The organism is Streptomyces sp. NBC_01454, from assembly GCF_036227565.1.
Lineage (GTDB): Bacteria > Actinomycetota > Actinomycetes > Streptomycetales > Streptomycetaceae > Streptomyces.
Genome location: NZ_CP109461.1, coordinates 344,261 through 358,102 on the forward strand (window position 1 = coordinate 344,261; position 13,842 = coordinate 358,102).

General features: G+C 70.2%; 16 protein-coding genes and 1 pseudogene. 13 read left to right on the forward strand and 4 right to left on the reverse strand.

Going from position 1 to position 13,842, the window contains the following annotated elements:
- Positions 1-106 precede the first annotated feature (106 nt).
- From OIU81_RS38285 to OIU81_RS42590, 4 genes are all read left to right on the forward strand, one after another.
- Positions 107-325 carry a hypothetical protein gene (locus OIU81_RS38285; RefSeq protein WP_329155610.1) on the forward strand — a complete coding sequence of 73 codons (219 nt, stop codon included), beginning with the start codon at positions 107-109 and terminating at the stop codon, positions 323-325.
- A 77-nt stretch (positions 326-402) separates the two neighbouring features.
- Complete coding sequence (locus OIU81_RS38290) at positions 403-579, forward strand: hypothetical protein (RefSeq protein ID WP_329142523.1); 177 nt, start codon at positions 403-405, stop codon at positions 577-579.
- A 2-nt stretch (positions 580-581) separates the two neighbouring features.
- Positions 582-1,673: a cytochrome P450 gene (locus OIU81_RS38295; RefSeq protein ID WP_329142522.1), complete on the forward strand. Its 1,092-nt coding sequence runs from the start codon at positions 582-584 to the stop codon at positions 1,671-1,673.
- Complete coding sequence (locus tag OIU81_RS42590) at positions 1,666-1,953, forward strand: cytochrome P450 (RefSeq protein WP_443074113.1); 288 nt, start codon at positions 1,666-1,668, stop codon at positions 1,951-1,953. Before OIU81_RS38295 ends, OIU81_RS42590 begins: the two co-directional genes overlap by 8 nt.
- A 146-nt stretch (positions 1,954-2,099) precedes the next feature.
- On the opposite strand, the pseudogene OIU81_RS42595 reads toward OIU81_RS42590, so the two are convergent.
- Positions 2,100-2,234: pseudogene (locus OIU81_RS42595) on the reverse strand (transposase family protein); the annotation flags it as partial.
- A gap of 200 nt (positions 2,235-2,434) precedes the next feature.
- On the opposite strand from OIU81_RS42595, the gene OIU81_RS38305 reads away from it, so the two are divergent.
- Positions 2,435-2,932, forward strand: coding sequence for a transposase (locus OIU81_RS38305; RefSeq protein WP_329142521.1), 498 nt, complete (start codon positions 2,435-2,437; stop codon positions 2,930-2,932).
- A 523-nt stretch (positions 2,933-3,455) separates the two neighbouring features.
- Here OIU81_RS38305 and OIU81_RS38310 read toward each other — a convergent pair.
- Both OIU81_RS38310 and OIU81_RS38315 read right to left on the reverse strand, forming a co-directional pair.
- Positions 3,456-3,785: a hypothetical protein gene (locus OIU81_RS38310; protein ID WP_329142520.1), complete on the reverse strand. Its 330-nt coding sequence runs from the start codon at positions 3,783-3,785 to the stop codon at positions 3,456-3,458.
- 66 nt (positions 3,786-3,851) lie between these two features.
- Complete coding sequence (locus tag OIU81_RS38315; protein WP_329142519.1) at positions 3,852-5,525, reverse strand: IclR family transcriptional regulator domain-containing protein; 1,674 nt, start codon at positions 5,523-5,525, stop codon at positions 3,852-3,854.
- 106 nt (positions 5,526-5,631) lie between these two features.
- On the opposite strand from OIU81_RS38315, the gene OIU81_RS38320 reads away from it, so the two are divergent.
- Genes OIU81_RS38320 through OIU81_RS38355 form a run of 8 tightly spaced genes read left to right on the forward strand, consistent with a single transcriptional unit; the run spans position 5,632 to position 13,230 of the window.
- On the forward strand, positions 5,632-6,399 hold the full coding sequence (locus OIU81_RS38320; RefSeq protein WP_329142518.1) for a CoA transferase subunit A: 768 nt from the start codon (positions 5,632-5,634) through the stop codon (positions 6,397-6,399).
- Positions 6,399-7,049 (forward strand): CoA transferase subunit B, encoded by a 651-nt coding sequence (locus tag OIU81_RS38325; RefSeq protein WP_262039924.1) that lies wholly within the window; start codon positions 6,399-6,401, stop codon positions 7,047-7,049. The genes OIU81_RS38320 and OIU81_RS38325 overlap by 1 nt, the downstream gene beginning before the upstream one ends.
- The gene (locus tag OIU81_RS38330) at positions 7,046-8,236 is read left to right on the forward strand and encodes a thiolase family protein (protein WP_329142517.1); all 1,191 of its coding nucleotides are present in this window, start codon (positions 7,046-7,048) and stop codon (positions 8,234-8,236) included. The genes OIU81_RS38325 and OIU81_RS38330 overlap by 4 nt, the downstream gene beginning before the upstream one ends.
- Positions 8,237-8,243: 7 nt before the next feature.
- A complete protein-coding gene (pcaH, locus tag OIU81_RS38335; RefSeq protein ID WP_329142516.1) occupies positions 8,244-9,017 on the forward strand; it encodes a protocatechuate 3,4-dioxygenase subunit beta in 774 nt (257 codons plus the stop codon).
- Complete coding sequence (gene pcaG, locus OIU81_RS38340) at positions 9,014-9,556, forward strand: protocatechuate 3,4-dioxygenase subunit alpha (RefSeq protein ID WP_329142515.1); 543 nt, start codon at positions 9,014-9,016, stop codon at positions 9,554-9,556. Before pcaH ends, pcaG begins: the two co-directional genes overlap by 4 nt.
- Positions 9,540-10,913 carry a 3-carboxy-cis,cis-muconate cycloisomerase gene (gene pcaB / locus OIU81_RS38345; RefSeq protein ID WP_329142514.1) on the forward strand — a complete coding sequence of 458 codons (1,374 nt, stop codon included), beginning with the start codon at positions 9,540-9,542 and terminating at the stop codon, positions 10,911-10,913. Before pcaG ends, pcaB begins: the two co-directional genes overlap by 17 nt.
- A complete protein-coding gene (gene pcaDC, locus OIU81_RS38350; RefSeq protein ID WP_329142513.1) occupies positions 10,910-12,046 on the forward strand; it encodes a bifunctional 3-oxoadipate enol-lactonase/4-carboxymuconolactone decarboxylase PcaDC in 1,137 nt (378 codons plus the stop codon). Before pcaB ends, pcaDC begins: the two co-directional genes overlap by 4 nt.
- Complete coding sequence (locus OIU81_RS38355; RefSeq protein WP_329142512.1) at positions 12,046-13,230, forward strand: 4-hydroxybenzoate 3-monooxygenase; 1,185 nt, start codon at positions 12,046-12,048, stop codon at positions 13,228-13,230. The genes pcaDC and OIU81_RS38355 overlap by 1 nt, the downstream gene beginning before the upstream one ends.
- Positions 13,231-13,476: 246 nt before the next feature.
- On the opposite strand, the gene OIU81_RS38360 is transcribed toward OIU81_RS38355, so the two are convergent.
- On the reverse strand, positions 13,477-13,785 hold the full coding sequence (locus OIU81_RS38360) for an alpha/beta fold hydrolase (protein ID WP_329332052.1): 309 nt from the start codon (positions 13,783-13,785) through the stop codon (positions 13,477-13,479).
- Between the last annotated feature and the right edge of the window lie 57 nt (positions 13,786-13,842).

The window sequence follows — 13,842 nt, forward strand, 5'->3', positions numbered from 1 at the left end:
GTACAAACGCCTCGGACTCTCCGCCACCCTGGGATTTCCAGACGTTCCCGCGAGCAGCGGGTGACAGTTCAGCCCCGCGCCGGACCAGCAGGCTCTGCTTGAGCGCATGCTGCTGGTCAGCGCGTTGCCCCTGCCCGGCACGGGCGTGTGGGGAACCATGCGTGACCTGTGTGCCGTCGGCGAGGTCCTGCTGACCACGAGGATCCGCCAGGACGCCCCGCTGATCGGGAAGGCCAGCGCCGAAGCGTTGACGGCCACGCACTGGCCCGGGGCGCCTCATCGATCGATCTGCGACACGGACTTCCCTACGGACTGGGGGTCATGACACTCCCGGCCATTTTCGGACGCCGTTGCTCGGTCCGCACGTTCGGCCACGCCGGCAGCAACACCTCCACACTACTCGTGGATCCGCTGTTCGACCTCGTAGCCGCCGTCTACTGGAATTGCCGGCTGGACGACGTCAAGACCTTTGCCCGTCGCTACGCGTTGGTGAGAGCTCTCTACGACGGCCTCGGCCTCCCGCGCTTGCCTGCCGCGGGGTATGTGCGCGAGGCGAAGGAAGCGGAAGAGGAGCGGTGATCATGAGAGCCCGTGCTGGTGATGCGGCGGCCCGGTTGCCGGGACCGACGCTGCTCGGCCACGTCCACTTCCTCAAGGGTGTGCTGGGCGAGCCCTACGACGCCCTGCTCGAGCTGCAGCGCCGCTACGGACCGGTGTGCCGGTTCGGGTTCGGCGACAGACGGTATGTGATGCTCTTCGGTGCCCAGGCGAACCGCCTGCTGCTGAGCGTCTCGCCCAAGAATCCCGCGTTCCGCTCAGGGGAAGTGCTCAGCCTGCTCGTTCTGGTCGTCGGCTCCCGTGCGATGGTGGTGAGTGAGGGTGACGACCATCGGCGGCGCCGATGGTTGGTACAGCCCGCGTTCAGCCACCGGCGCATCCAGGGGTACCTCCCGCTTATGCTCCAGGCGAGCCACCGGATGATCGGCGGTTGGCCGCCAGGACTGCGCGTCAACGCGTTCACCGAAGTGCGCTCCTGCGTCCGACGCATCGCCGTCCGCTCATTGTTCGGTGACCGGCTGCAGGCCCACGTCGATGAGATCGGTCGAGAACTTGAGACGGCACTGCGGTACATCAACCGCTCACCATTCCTCCGCTTCGACTACGACCTGCCGGGCAGCGCCCATCGCCGGGCGGCGGCTGCCTGTCGGCGCGTCGATCATTGCGTCTGCGCGGAGATCGCGAAACGACGGACCAAGCCCGACGACCAAGGGGAGGTACTGGATGCCCTGCTGGGGGCATGCGACCATGCAGGCGACCACCTCACCGACCTCGAAGTACGTGACCAGGTGATCAGCCTGATCGCCTCTGGGTATGACTCAAGCAGTTCCGCGGCGGGTTGGGCCATTTGCGCGCTGCTCAGGCACCCCGAGATCTATGACCGCGTTCGCCACGAAGTTGCGAGCATCGCCGGAGACGGGGTGCTGACCGCCGACCGCCTCGGGGCGATGCGCTATGTCGGCTGGACGGTCTCCGAGATCCTGCGCCTGTATACCCCAGGTGTGCTGACCGGACGCACAGCGGCCGAGAGCTTCTCGTATGCCGGGCATGTGATACCGCAGGGCTCCAAGGCGCTCTACTCACCGTATGTGACCCACCGCCTACCGGATCTGTAGCCCGACCCCGAGGTGTTCAGCCCGGAGCGGTGGAACCCCACGACTCCCGGCTACCGCGAACCAGTGCCGTACAGCTTCGTCCCCTTTCGGCGGCGGGTACCGGCGGTGCATCGGATTCGCCTTCGCCGAGCTGGAGCTGCGAGCGCTGATCGCAGAACTCGCACGCCGGACCGAACTGTCCTTGGCGAAGGCGGTCCATCCGACCGGTGTTGCCACGATGTGGCCCAGGGGCGGTGTCCCGGTGACGGTGCGCACCGTGCGTCCACCGAGTCCGCTCTGACGGTCCTCGTCTGACGCAGCCGCCGCAGTCAGGACAGGCCGCCCCGGTGCGCGTGCAGCGGATATCGACGTAAATGGCCTCATCACCCGTGTCCACCGCCATGACCGCGACACCGGAGACCGACGGGAACAGCAGATCTGGGCCTGCCGGCCCGCAACCGCCGTATCGGAGACCTTCCGTTCGTAGCGGCTGTGCACCCTCATAGACACCGTGCCGCAGCCCGGACACACTACGGCCGGCTCTCGTCCTCGCGCATATATCCGGACCGTACGTAGAGTCACCCGGACATGCTCAACGTGCAGGCGAGCGAAGTGCGGGAACAAGACCGAGATCAGTTCAGCGATCGACGCCCGACATGATCACGAACTACCAAGATTCACACCGGGTCTTTCACCAAACTCGCGACAGAGCCCCAAGCGGGGCACCGCGCCACTCGGGAGTGTCATGAATCAGGTGGGCAGCCACTCAGAAGGGACCCCTGATGGAAGCGAAGAACGGTCACCTGATCGAGGGCGCTGACGGTGTATCGGTTGCGGTGCTGGACGGTGACGTTGACGGTGCCGGTGTGGCATCGAAAGCAACAACTCTGAGCCGTGAGGCGGCGGCTGCGCACGGGCTGAGCCCGCGCCTGCTCGACGAGCTGGCCGAACTCGCCGAGGTCAAGGTCCGCGACGGCGGGCTGAAGCTGATGGGCGAGGGCGGCCTGCTGGTTGAGCTGACCAGGCATCTCATGCAGGCCGCCGTCGAGGCGGAGATGGACCAGCATCTGGGCGAGGAGGCTGGCCGCACCGGTGGCCGGGGCTCTCGTTCTGGCGGCAACGCCCGCAACGGCTACCGGCCCAGGAAGGTCATGCCGGAGGTCGGCGCCGTGGCGGTGCAGTCCCGAGGGACCGGGCCGGGCACGATCGCCTCCAGCCTGCTGCCGAAGTGCGCGCGGCGGACCGGCGGCCTGGACGAGATGGTCCCCTGCGCAGCGTGATCTGGGGGTCTCCGAAGGCGGAACGGGTGGTCAGCTCCTCCCTGCACCGGAAATTACGGGTGCACCTTATCGTCCTCCCTCGGCCGCGTCGTCAACTTGGGCTGAGACCCGCCGCTGAGGCAACGCGTCGTAGACGCGGGCGCGTACGACGGTGAGGGCGGGCTGCCCGGCGGGAGCGTGCTGAGGGGAGGCGGGCGGCCGTGCTGTCCCGCCGAGGCCGAGGAGTCGAGCCCCGGCGGTCCGCCCGGGGCTCGCCATGCCGTTCGGTGGTCAAGGTCCCCGGTCCCTCGGGCCGGTTGGAGCTCTTGACCGCTTCGACGACGTTCGCGAGACGTAGCCGGACGTGCGCCGCTCCTGGGCGTCCGCCTCGACGTTGCCGAACGCGGCGTTGGGCTTCGGCGCGATGCCGTCGCTGAACGCGCCGCTTGAAGGCGGGGCGCGTGGGCCGCGACCACGGCCGTCCGCACCGCGCCGGAGACGGCGCGGTAGCCGGTGCCGCGCACGTCCAGCTCTGCGCCCGCGGTCACCCGTGCGACCTCCGGATCGGGGTATGCGGGGATCTCCGGGGTGGTGTGCGGCGCGCCCGGGCCTCCTCGGCGTCGGCGATCTCGAACCGGCGGCCGGAGGAGCGCTGCTCCTGGTTCAGGCCGATCCGGTGGAACAAGGCGCCCGCATGCAGGAGTTCGGGGGCGAAGGCGAGGCCGCCGCTCGCTCGCCTCCGTCGCGGCGACCACCAATAGGTGGGGTAGCGGGCGGTCTGCCCGCTACGGCCGGTCACGAGGCCGACCAGCACGAGCAGCACGGTCGCGAGCAGCAGCGGCAGGAACGTCTCCACGGACGGCTGCGCCGCCACGACGATCACGGCCGTCGCGACGGCCGGGGAGCGGGGAGCGGGGAGGGCGGGGTCCTGGCGATCACGTCAGACCTCGGAGATGCGGGTGAAGCGGCCCGCGACATGGAGGTCGGCTTCGATGCGGGCCACGGTGGCACGGAGTTCGGGGAGGACGTCCGTGATGCAGGCCGTTGTGGTGCGGCTGCTACTGTGCATGGCGACGTTTAGGGCGGCGACCGTGCGGCCCAGACGGTCGCGGACGGGCACGGCGATCGAACGCAGACCCTCCTCCAGTTCCTCGTCGACGAGGGCATAGCCGTCGTGGTGGACGCCGTCGAGTAGTGCGCTGATGCGGGCGGGCTCGGTGACGGTGCGGGGTGTGAGGGGGCGGAGGTCGGCACGGGCCAGACGGGCTGTGCGTTCGTCCGCGGGGAGTCCGGCCAGGAGGACGCGTCCCATGGAAGCGGCATACGCCGGGAAGCGGGTGCCGATGGTGATGTTGACGCTCATGATGCGCTCGGTGGCGACGCGGGCGGTGTAGCGGATGTCGTCGCCCTCGAGGACGGCGAGCGACGCGGATTCGTGGACGCGGCCGACCAGTTGGGTCATGTGGGGTACGGCGATTTCAGGGAGCGTCGTACAGGACAGCGCGGAATGGCCGAGGGCGAGCACGCGTGGGGTGAGCCGGAAGCGGCGGTCCTGGGATGTCACGTATCCGAGGTGCTCCAGAGTGATGAGGGCGCGCCGCGCGGAGGCCCTGGCGAGCCCGGTTGCCCCGGCGATCTCGCTCAACGAGAGTTCCGCCCTCCCCTCCCCGAATGCGGTGATCACGGTCAGTCCGCGGGCCAGGGACTCCACGAACTCCGCGCCGAGCTCTTGCTTGGAGGTCGTGGTCCACCGGGCGAGATCCTTGGTGGGTTCCGCCGCTGCGGGTTCGGACCGGAGCAGCTCGTGCTCCATCGCGGCCACGGTCTCCCGTACCCGGGGCAGGACCGCCTGCCGCAGCGAGTCGGCGCTGTGACGACTGGTGTGGCTGACCACGCTGACCGCGCAGGCCACCTCGTCCTGCGGGTCGCGAACCGGGACGGCGACGGCGATCAGGCCGGGCTCGATGCGCTGGTCGTCCAGGGCGTAGCCGTCCTGCGTCGCCCTGGCGGCCCGCTCCTCGAAGTCTTCGAAGTCCTTGGCGGCGGTGTCCCCGGATCGCGGTGGCACGGCGGGAAATGGGCGGCTCTCCGGGGCCCTCGCCCGGCGCCCGCGCCACGCCGCCCAATCTTCCTCCGCCCAGCGCGCCGCGGCGAACAGCGGCCCTGGCGCCGTGCGTTCCGCCGGCAGCAGATCACCGATCCGGAAGGTCAGCGACATCGCACGGCGCCGGGTGGTCTGGTGCACGAAGCGGATGCCGTCCCTGTCGGGCACGGCGAGGGAGACCGACTCGTCGAGTTCCCCGGCGAGCCGTGCGGCGAGTGGACCCAGCCGCTCCGGCAGCCCGAGCGCAGCGAGATAGGTGTTGCCCAGCTCCATCAGCTGCGGCGCGAGTCTCACCTCGTGGTCGTCGAGCCGCAGATAGCCCATACGCCCGAAGGTTGCCGCGACCCGGTCGACGGTGGAGCGGGCCAGCCCCGTGGTGCGCGCGACATCGCTGAGGCTCATCCGTCCGCCCGCGTCGTTGATTTCGTGCAGCACGGTGATCCCGCGCATCAGCGGCCCTACGGCCTCGGCCGGTGCGGTGGTCGGGTCGTCTGCCGGGGTGGCTGGCATCGCTTCTCCAGGGGCGTTGACATGCGCGCCGGGTGAACGCACACTCAGGGCGAGCCAAAAATGAACTCTAGTTCACTGGGCGAACAACCGAATGGTGCAACCCTCCATGGACAAAGTCAAACGGTCGGCCGCCGAGGCGGTCGCCGACATCCCGGATCACGCGTCGCTCGCCGTCGGCGGATTCGGCCTGAGCGGGGTGCCGAACGTGCTGATCGAGGCTGTGCACGCCTGCGGCACCGCCGGACTCGGCGTGGTCTCCAACAATTGCGGTGTGGACGGCGGTGGCCTCGGCATCCTGCTCGCAGCGCGCCGCGTCGCCCGGGTCACCAGCTCGTACATCGGCGAGAACAAGGAGTTCGCCCGCCAGTACCTCCACGGTGAGCTGGAGGTCGAGCTCGTGCCTCAGGGCACGCTCGCCGAACGGCTGCGTGCCGGAGGCTGCGGTATCCCTGCCTTCTTCACCTCCGCCGGCGTCGGCACCCAGGTCGCAGACGGCGGACTGCCCTGGCGGTACGCCCCCGACGGTTCGGTGGCGTTGCCGTCCCCGGCCAAGGAGGTCCGTGCCTTCGGCGGCCGTGACCACATCCTCGAACACGGCATCACCACCGACTTCGCCCTCGTGCGTGCTGCGAAGGGCGACCGGCACGGGAACCTGGTCTTCAGCAAGGCCGCCCGGAACTTCAACCCGCTTGCGGCGATGGCAGGCAGGGTCACCATCGCCGAGGTGGAAGAGCTGGTCGAGCCGGGGGAACTGGACCCGGACGCGATCCACGTACCGGGCCTGTTCGTCCAGCGGGTGCTCCCGCTCACCCCGCAGCAGGCCGCCATCAAGGACATAGAAAAAAGGACCGTACGAGGGGCGGAACGACGCTGATGAGCTGGACACGCGACGAGATGGCCGCGCGCGCGGCCGCCGAACTGACCGACGGCTCGTATGTGAACCTCGGCATCGGGCTGCCCACGCTCATACCGAGCTTCCTCCCGGCCGGCGTTGACGTCGTCCTGCACTCCGAGAACGGGATCCTCGGCGTCGGACCGTACCCGTACGAGGACGAAGTCGACCCGGATCTGATCAATGCCGGGAAGGAGACGGTCACCACCCGTCCCGGCGCCGCGTTCTTCGACTCCGCGCTGTCCTTCGGCATGATCCGCGGCGGCCACGTCGACACGGCCGTCCTGGGGGCCATGCAGGTCTCCGCGGGCGGCGATCTGGCCAACTGGTCCGTCCCCGGAAAGTTGATCAAGGGCATGGGAGGCGCGATGGACCTCGTTCACGGCGCCCGCAGAGTGATCGTTCTGACGGACCACACCACCAAGGATGGTGCCCCGAAGATCGTCCAGGAGTGCACGCTGCCGCTGACGGGCAGGGCGTGTGTGCACCGCATCATCACCGACCTTGGCGTCCTGGACGTGACCGCGGAGGGACTCGTTCTCGTCGAGACCGCTCCGGGAGTCGCTCCGGATGACATACGACAGAGGACTGCTGCGCCCGTCGGGGTCGCGTGCGTGAAGGAGCTGACATGACCGGCCGTCTGCGTGAGGTGTATGTGGTCGATGCCGTTCGTACGCCGATCGGCAAGTACGGCGGTGCGCTGGCCGGTGTGCGTCCGGACGATCTGGCGGCGGGGGTGTTGGGTGCACTCGTCTCGCGTGTGCCGGACCTCGACCCGGCCCGGATCGACGACGTCTTCTTCGGCAATGCCAACGGTGCCGGGGAGGACAACCGCGATGTGGCCCGGATGGCCCTGCTGCTCGCCGGACTGCCGGTGACCGTGCCCGGCACCACGGTGAACCGGCTGTGCGGGTCGGGGATGGAGGCTGTCGTCCAAGCCGCCCGCGCCATCGCCGTCGGTGACGCGTCGATCGCCGTCGCGGGCGGTGTGGAGTCGATGAGCCGCTCCCCTTGGGTGCTGCAGAAGCCGGAGCGTGGATTCCCCGCCGGGCACCAGCAGGTGCATTCGACGACGCTGGGCTGGCGGATGGTCAACCCGCGGATGCCCGAGGAGTGGACGGTCGGCCTCGGTGAGGGCGCGGAGCTGCTCGCCGAGCGGTACGGGATCGACCGCGAGGCCCAGGACGCGTTCGCCCTCGCCAGCCACCGCAATGCCGCCCGTGGCTGGTCGGACGGCCTGTACGACGCTGAGGTCGTGCCGGTCGACGGGGTGGACCTGGTCCGGGACGAGTGCATCCGGGACAGCACGTCGATCGAGGCGCTGGCCAAGCTGAAGACGGTGTTCCGCACGGACGGCACCGTCACGGCGGGCAACTCCTCCCCGCTGAACGACGGGGCCGCCGCGCTGCTCCTCGTGGACGAGGACGGGTTGCGCGCCACCGGCCGCGAACCGCTCGCCCGCATCGGTGCCTCGGCCGTCACCGGCATCGAGCCGCAGTACTTCGGAGCGGGCCCCGTCGAGGCCGTTCGCCGCGCCCTGAAGAAGGCCGGCCGGGAGCTGGGCGAGCTGGTCACCGTGGAGCTCAACGAAGCCTTCGCCGCCCAGGCCCTGGCCTGTGTGAACCAGCTGCCGGGCCTCGATCCGGCCGTCGTCAACCCGCGGGGCGGAGCCATCGCCCTCGGCCATCCGCTCGGCGTGTCCGGGGCGCGGCTCACCAGCGCGGTCGCCCATCAGCTGGCCGCCGCGGGCTCCGGCACCGGACTGGCCACCCTGTGCATCGGCGTGGGGCAGGGCCTCGCACTCGTCCTGGAAAGGTGACTTCCCCATGACCCCCACCCAGAAGCAGATCAGTGCGGAGATCGCCACGGCCCATGAATCGGCCACCACGGCGGTCATGGACGGCGCTCCCGCACCGCACCACCCAGCTCGGGACTTCGCCCCCTACCGCAGCAGCGTCCTACGCCACCCGCGCCTGCCGCTCATCGCCGTGGGTGACGACCCGGAAGCGACCGAGCTGCACGGTCCGGTCTTCGGCATCACCGATGTCACCGAGCTCGACGCGGATCTGACCCGGCAGCACGCCGGAGAGCCGCTCGGCGAGCGCATCACCGTCACCGGTCGGATCCTTGACCGCTCGGGACGGCCCGTGCGCGGCCAGCTCGTGGAGATCTGGCAGGCCAACGCATCAGGAAGGTACGCGCATCAGCGCGACCAGCATCCGGCCCCGCTGGATCCCCACTTCACGGGAGTCGGACGCTGCCTGACGGGCGAGGACGGCACCTACACGTTCACGACGATCAAGCCCGGGGCGTATCCGTGGCGGAACCACGTCAACGCCTGGCGGCCCGCCCACATTCACTTCTCGCTGTTCGGCAGGGCGTTCACCCAGCGCCTGGTGACGCAGATGTACTTCCCGGGTGATCCCCTCTTCCCGTACGACCCGATCCTCCAGTCGGTCACCGACCCGGCGGCGCGGGCCAGGCTCGTCGCCGCGTACGAGCACGAGCTGTCGATCCCCGAAGGGTCCCTCGGCTACCGCTGGGACATCGTGCTCGACGGCCCGGCCGCCACGCTCCAGGACCCCGAGGAGGGGCAATGACGCTTTTCCCCACTCCCTCGCAGACCGTTGGCCCCTTCTACGGGTACGCCCTCCCGTTTCCCGGCGGCGGGGACATCGCCCCAGCCGGGCATCCCGCCACGATCACCGTGCACGGCTGCGTACGCGACGGGAACGGTGACCCGGTGCCGGACGCGCTCCTGGAGTTCTGGCAGGGCTCGGGCCGCCCCGGCTCCCTGCGCCGGGACCCGGTCACCGGGGGATTCACCGGCCGCAACGGGAGGGACTTCACCGGGTTCGGTCGAGTGCCGACCGACGCCGACGGGCGCTGGGTCGTGACGACACTGCCACCGCCGGAGGCGACGCCGTATCTGTCGGTGTGCGTGTTCGCCCGCGGGTTGATGCACCACTTGTTCACGAGGGCGTACGTCGGCGACGCGGCGGCCGACCCGCTGCTCGCCACGATTCCCGAGGAACGCAGGTCCACGCTGACAGCGGTGCCCACAGGCGAGCGGGCGTACCGCTTCGACATCCACCTGCAAGGGGAGAAGGAGACGGTCTTCCTTGACTTCCACGGATGACGTCGGGCTGCTGGCTCCGCTATGGGCGGGAAGCCCCGCGGAGACAGCCACGAGTGACCGGGCTTTCCTGCAGGCCATGCTGGACGCCGAGGCGGCGCTTGCGCGCGTTCAGGACCAGGCGGCGGGCGAGACCGTCACTGCCGTGGCGTGCTCCGCCGCACGGTTCGACGCACGGTCCCTGGCCCTGCGGGCGCAGGCCGGGGGCAATCCAGTAATCCCACTCGTCGCCGACCTCACCGCGGCCGTGGCCGAACGAGTGCCCGAGCACGCGGAGTTCGTCCACCGGGGCGCCACGAGCCAGGACATCCTGGACAGCGCACTCATGCTCATGGCCGCACCAGCCCTGGACCTGATGGCCGGCGACCTCGCACACACCGCCGACGTGCTGGGCACACTCGCCGCCGGGCACCGCCACACTCCCATGCCGGGCCGCACCCTCACCCAGCACGCCGTCCCCACCACCTTCGGCCTCAAGGCGGCGGGCTGGCGCGCGCTCGTACTGGACGCACAGGAACGGCTCGCACGGGTTCGGGCCTCACTGCCGGCGCAGTTGGGGGGCGCGGCCGGGACCCTGGCCGCCTTCGGTGACCAGGGTTTGTCGCTCCTGGCCGCCTACGCGCGGGAAACCGGCCTTGCCGAGCCCGAGCTGCCCTGGCACGTCCTGCGCACTCCGATCGCGGATCTGGGCGCAGCGCTGGCGTTCTGCGCCGGTGCGCTGGGAAAGATCGCCGCGGATGTGCTGGTGCTGTCCCGCACCGAGGTGGGTGAGCTGGCGGAGGGCTCCGGCGGCGGCTCCTCCGCGATGCCGCACAAGAACAACCCGGCGCGGGCGACGCTGATCGCTTCCGCGGCCCGCCAGGTGCCACCCCTCGCGTCGGTCCTCCTGGGCTCGCTGGTCGCGGAGGACGAACGCCCCGCGGGGACGTGGCACGCGGAATGGCTGCCCCTGCGCGAGGCCCTGCGGCTGACGGGCGGGGCGGCGCGGGCGACGACGGTCCTGTGCTCGGACCTCGTGGTCCACCCGGACCGGATGCGGGCCAACCTCGACCTCACGGGCGGACTGATGCTCACCGAACGTCTCCTGACGGAGCTTCAGCCGATGCTGGGTCGCGCGGCGGCGCGCCGCCTGGTGACGGAGGCGGCGCGCCGTGCGTCACGGCAGGGCACCGACCTCTTCCGGGACCCGGAGCTGACGACCCGGCTCCCCGCGGAGACCCTCGCCCGTCTTGGCGACGCGAGCAGGTACCTGGGCTCCGCCCCAGCCCTGGTCGACCGCGCTCTCTCACGCGGCTGCGGACATGCGGGCACGAACACCCACCAGGCCGCACCCGCCCCTGAATCCCAGGACGCCCCATGACCCCCCTGCTCCACCATCGTGTCGACGGCCAGGCCGACGCCCCCGTGCTCGTACTCGGGCCCTCCCTCGGGACCTCGCTGTCCGTATGGGACCCGCAGGTCCCAGCGCTTGCACAACAGTGGCGCGTCGTGCGCTGGGACCTCCCCGGCCACGGCGGCTCCCGTGCCGATCTGCTCCCTGCCGGGGCCGGCATCGCCGAGCTCGGCGGGTTGGTCCTCGACCTCGCCGACGCGCTCGGAGCCGACTCCTTCGCGTACGCGGGCATCTCCCTCGGCGGCGCCGTCGGCATCTGGCTCGCCGCACACCACCCCGGCCGGATGGCCTCCCTTGCCCTGCTCTGCTCCTCGGCCCGGTTCGGGGAACCAGGACCCTGGCTGGAGCGCGCCGAGCTGGTGCGCACGCACGGCACGGACCCGATCGCCGCGACCGCGCCCACACGGTGGTTCACCCCGGCGTTCACGGAGTTCGACGCGTTCGTCACCGACCAGCGCTCCGCCGACCGGGAGGCCTACGCCATCTGCTGCGACCTCCTCGCAACCCTCGACCTGCGCGCCGACCTGTCGCGCATCACCACACCCACCCTCGTCATCGCCGGCCGCGAGGACCCGGCCACTCCACCCGCCCACGCCCGCGAACTCGCCGACGGTATCGGCCACGCCCAGCTGCTCGAACTGCCCCACGCCGCGCACCTGGCGAGTGTGGAGCAGCCGCAGGCCGTACTCAGCGCGCTGCAGGCGCACTTCAGAGCCGGCTCAACCGGATCACCCGGTACCGCCGTGCGCCGTGCGGTGCTCGGCGACGCCCATGTCGACCGGGCCGTCGCCCGGACCACCCCGTTCACCGCGCGCTTCCAGGACTTCATCACCCGCTACGCCTGGGGCGAGATATGGACCAGCGACGTCCTGGACCGGCGTACGCGGAGCTGCATCACCCTCACCGCACTCGTCGCCGGCGGCCACGCGGAGGAGCTCGCCATGCACGTGCGCGCGGCCGTCCGGAACGGCCTCACCCCGGAAGAGATCGGCGAGGTCCTGCTGCAGTCAGCCGTGTACTGCGGGGTGCCCTCCGCCAACTCCGCCTTCGCCGTGGCGGACCCCGTCCTCAGGGAACTCGAAGAAGAAGGGAAGTGCTGATGCACACCACCGTCGGCATCATAGGCGGCGGCCCGGCCGGCCTGCTGCTGGCCAGGCTGCTGCACGGCGCAGGAATCGACAGCGTCGTGCTGGAGAGCCGGGACCGTGCCTACGTCGAGCAGCGACAGCGCGCCGGAATCCTCGAACAGGCCACCGTCGACGCGCTGCGCGCCGTCGGGGCAGGGGCACGACTGGACCGCGAGGGCATGCCCCACGACGGCATCGAGCTCCGCTTCGGCGGCCGCGCGCACCGCATCGACTTCCCCTCGCTCACCGGCGGGCGGAGCGTGATGGTGTACGCGCAGACCGAGGTCGTGAAGGATCTCATCGCCCTCCAACTCGCCGAGGGCGGGCCACTGCTGTTCGAGGCAGAGGTGACCTCCATCGACGGTGCGGACACCGGAAGCCCGGTTGTCCGCTATCGGCACGAGGGCCGGGAGCAGATGCTCACCTGCGACTACGTTGTCGGCTGTGACGGCTTCCACGGTGTGACCCGCAACGCCGTGCCCGACTCCGTACGGACCACCTACGAGCGGACATACCCCTACTCCTGGCTCGGTGTACTCGCCGAAGCACCGCCCGTGTACGAGGAGTTGATCTACGCACACTCGGAGCGTGGCTTCGCCCTCGCCAGCATGCGCTCGCCGTCCGTGAGCCGCTTGTACCTCCAGGTGCCGAACGGCGCTGATCCCGGCGACTGGCCGGACGAGCGGATCTGGGACGAGCTGGACGCCCGGTTTGCGACCCACGCCGATCCCGGCTGGAAGCTGGAGCGTGGACCTGTCACCTCGAAGGCGGTGCTGTCGATGCGCAGTTACGTCACCGAGCCCATGCGCTACGGCCGGGTCTTCCTGGCGGGCGACGCGGCGCACATCGTTCCGCCGACCGGAGCGAAGGGGCTGAACCTGGCCGCGGCCGATGTGATCGTGCTGGCCCGCGCGCTGACCCGGTGGCGGGAGACTGGTTCGACCGAGCTGTTGGACGCGTACTCGGGCACATGTCTGCGCCGGGTGTGGCGGGCGGAGCACTTCTCGTACTTCATGACGACCACCCTGCACACGGACCCTGAGCAGTCGGCGTTCGAGACGCGGTTGCAGCTGTCACAGCTGGAACGGGTGGCGACCTCGAAGCACGCGGCGGCGGAACTCGCCGAGAACTACACGGGGTTGCCACTTTCAGACTGACCGGGCGGTCCGCGGTAGACCTGATCCGCTGCGGACGGCTCTGGCAATGGGTTCACAACCGGCTGGCCGTGGCCCGGTGCGGAAGTGCTGGCGTGGGCCCGGGCAGGCGATGACACGGCGAGGAAGGCGCCTGCGGGGGCGAGGCGTGGCCCCTCTCCCGCAGGAATGGGACACCCCGACCGTAGGTATGGCCCCGGACCGGGCAGGAACCACGTCAAGACCCCTGGCCGGGCCAGAACCGCGCGGTCACAGGTTCTTGGCGAGGGTGTGCAGGTAGGTGGCGATGTCCTTGGGGCGGGAGTACATGGGGCCGTGCCCGGTGTCCCATTCGGTGGTCTGTGCGCCGATCCGGTCGGCGAGTTCCTGCTGTGTGGTGGCGGGCAGGGCCCGGTCCTGGGTGGCGATGAGGTAGTGGGAGGGGATCTGGCGCCAGGCGGGGGAACCGGCGGCGGCGCCGTCGATGCCGAGGCGAGGGAGTTTCTGTACTGCAGCGTGGCTGGCGGTGACACCCTTGAAACGAGGAAGTGCCTTGCGACCTGCGATGATGGGAGTTATTCAGGCTTCCAGCACGCACAGTCAGCAAGGCACTTCCGAGATGCAAGCTTCCCACAC

What these genes read in the sequence shown, in the direction of transcription:
- OIU81_RS38285 (WP_329155610.1), top strand. Translation starts at nt 107, where the DNA reads ATGCTGCTGGTCAGCGCGTTGCCCCTGCCCGGCACGGGCGTGTGGGGA.
- OIU81_RS38295 (WP_329142522.1), top strand. Translation starts at nt 582, where the DNA reads ATGAGAGCCCGTGCTGGTGATGCGGCGGCCCGGTTGCCGGGACCGACG.
- OIU81_RS38305 (WP_329142521.1), top strand. Translation starts at nt 2,435, where the DNA reads ATGGAAGCGAAGAACGGTCACCTGATCGAGGGCGCTGACGGTGTATCG.
- OIU81_RS38315 (WP_329142519.1), bottom strand. Translation starts at nt 5,525, where the DNA reads ATGCCAGCCACCCCGGCAGACGACCCGACCACCGCACCGGCCGAGGCC.
- OIU81_RS38320 (WP_329142518.1), top strand. Translation starts at nt 5,632, where the DNA reads ATGGACAAAGTCAAACGGTCGGCCGCCGAGGCGGTCGCCGACATCCCG.
- OIU81_RS38325 (WP_262039924.1), top strand. Translation starts at nt 6,399, where the DNA reads ATGAGCTGGACACGCGACGAGATGGCCGCGCGCGCGGCCGCCGAACTG.
- OIU81_RS38330 (WP_329142517.1), top strand. Translation starts at nt 7,046, where the DNA reads ATGACCGGCCGTCTGCGTGAGGTGTATGTGGTCGATGCCGTTCGTACG.
- pcaH (WP_329142516.1), top strand. Translation starts at nt 8,244, where the DNA reads ATGACCCCCACCCAGAAGCAGATCAGTGCGGAGATCGCCACGGCCCAT.
- pcaG (WP_329142515.1), top strand. Translation starts at nt 9,014, where the DNA reads ATGACGCTTTTCCCCACTCCCTCGCAGACCGTTGGCCCCTTCTACGGG.
- pcaDC (WP_329142513.1), top strand. Translation starts at nt 10,910, where the DNA reads ATGACCCCCCTGCTCCACCATCGTGTCGACGGCCAGGCCGACGCCCCC.
- OIU81_RS38355 (WP_329142512.1), top strand. Translation starts at nt 12,046, where the DNA reads ATGCACACCACCGTCGGCATCATAGGCGGCGGCCCGGCCGGCCTGCTG.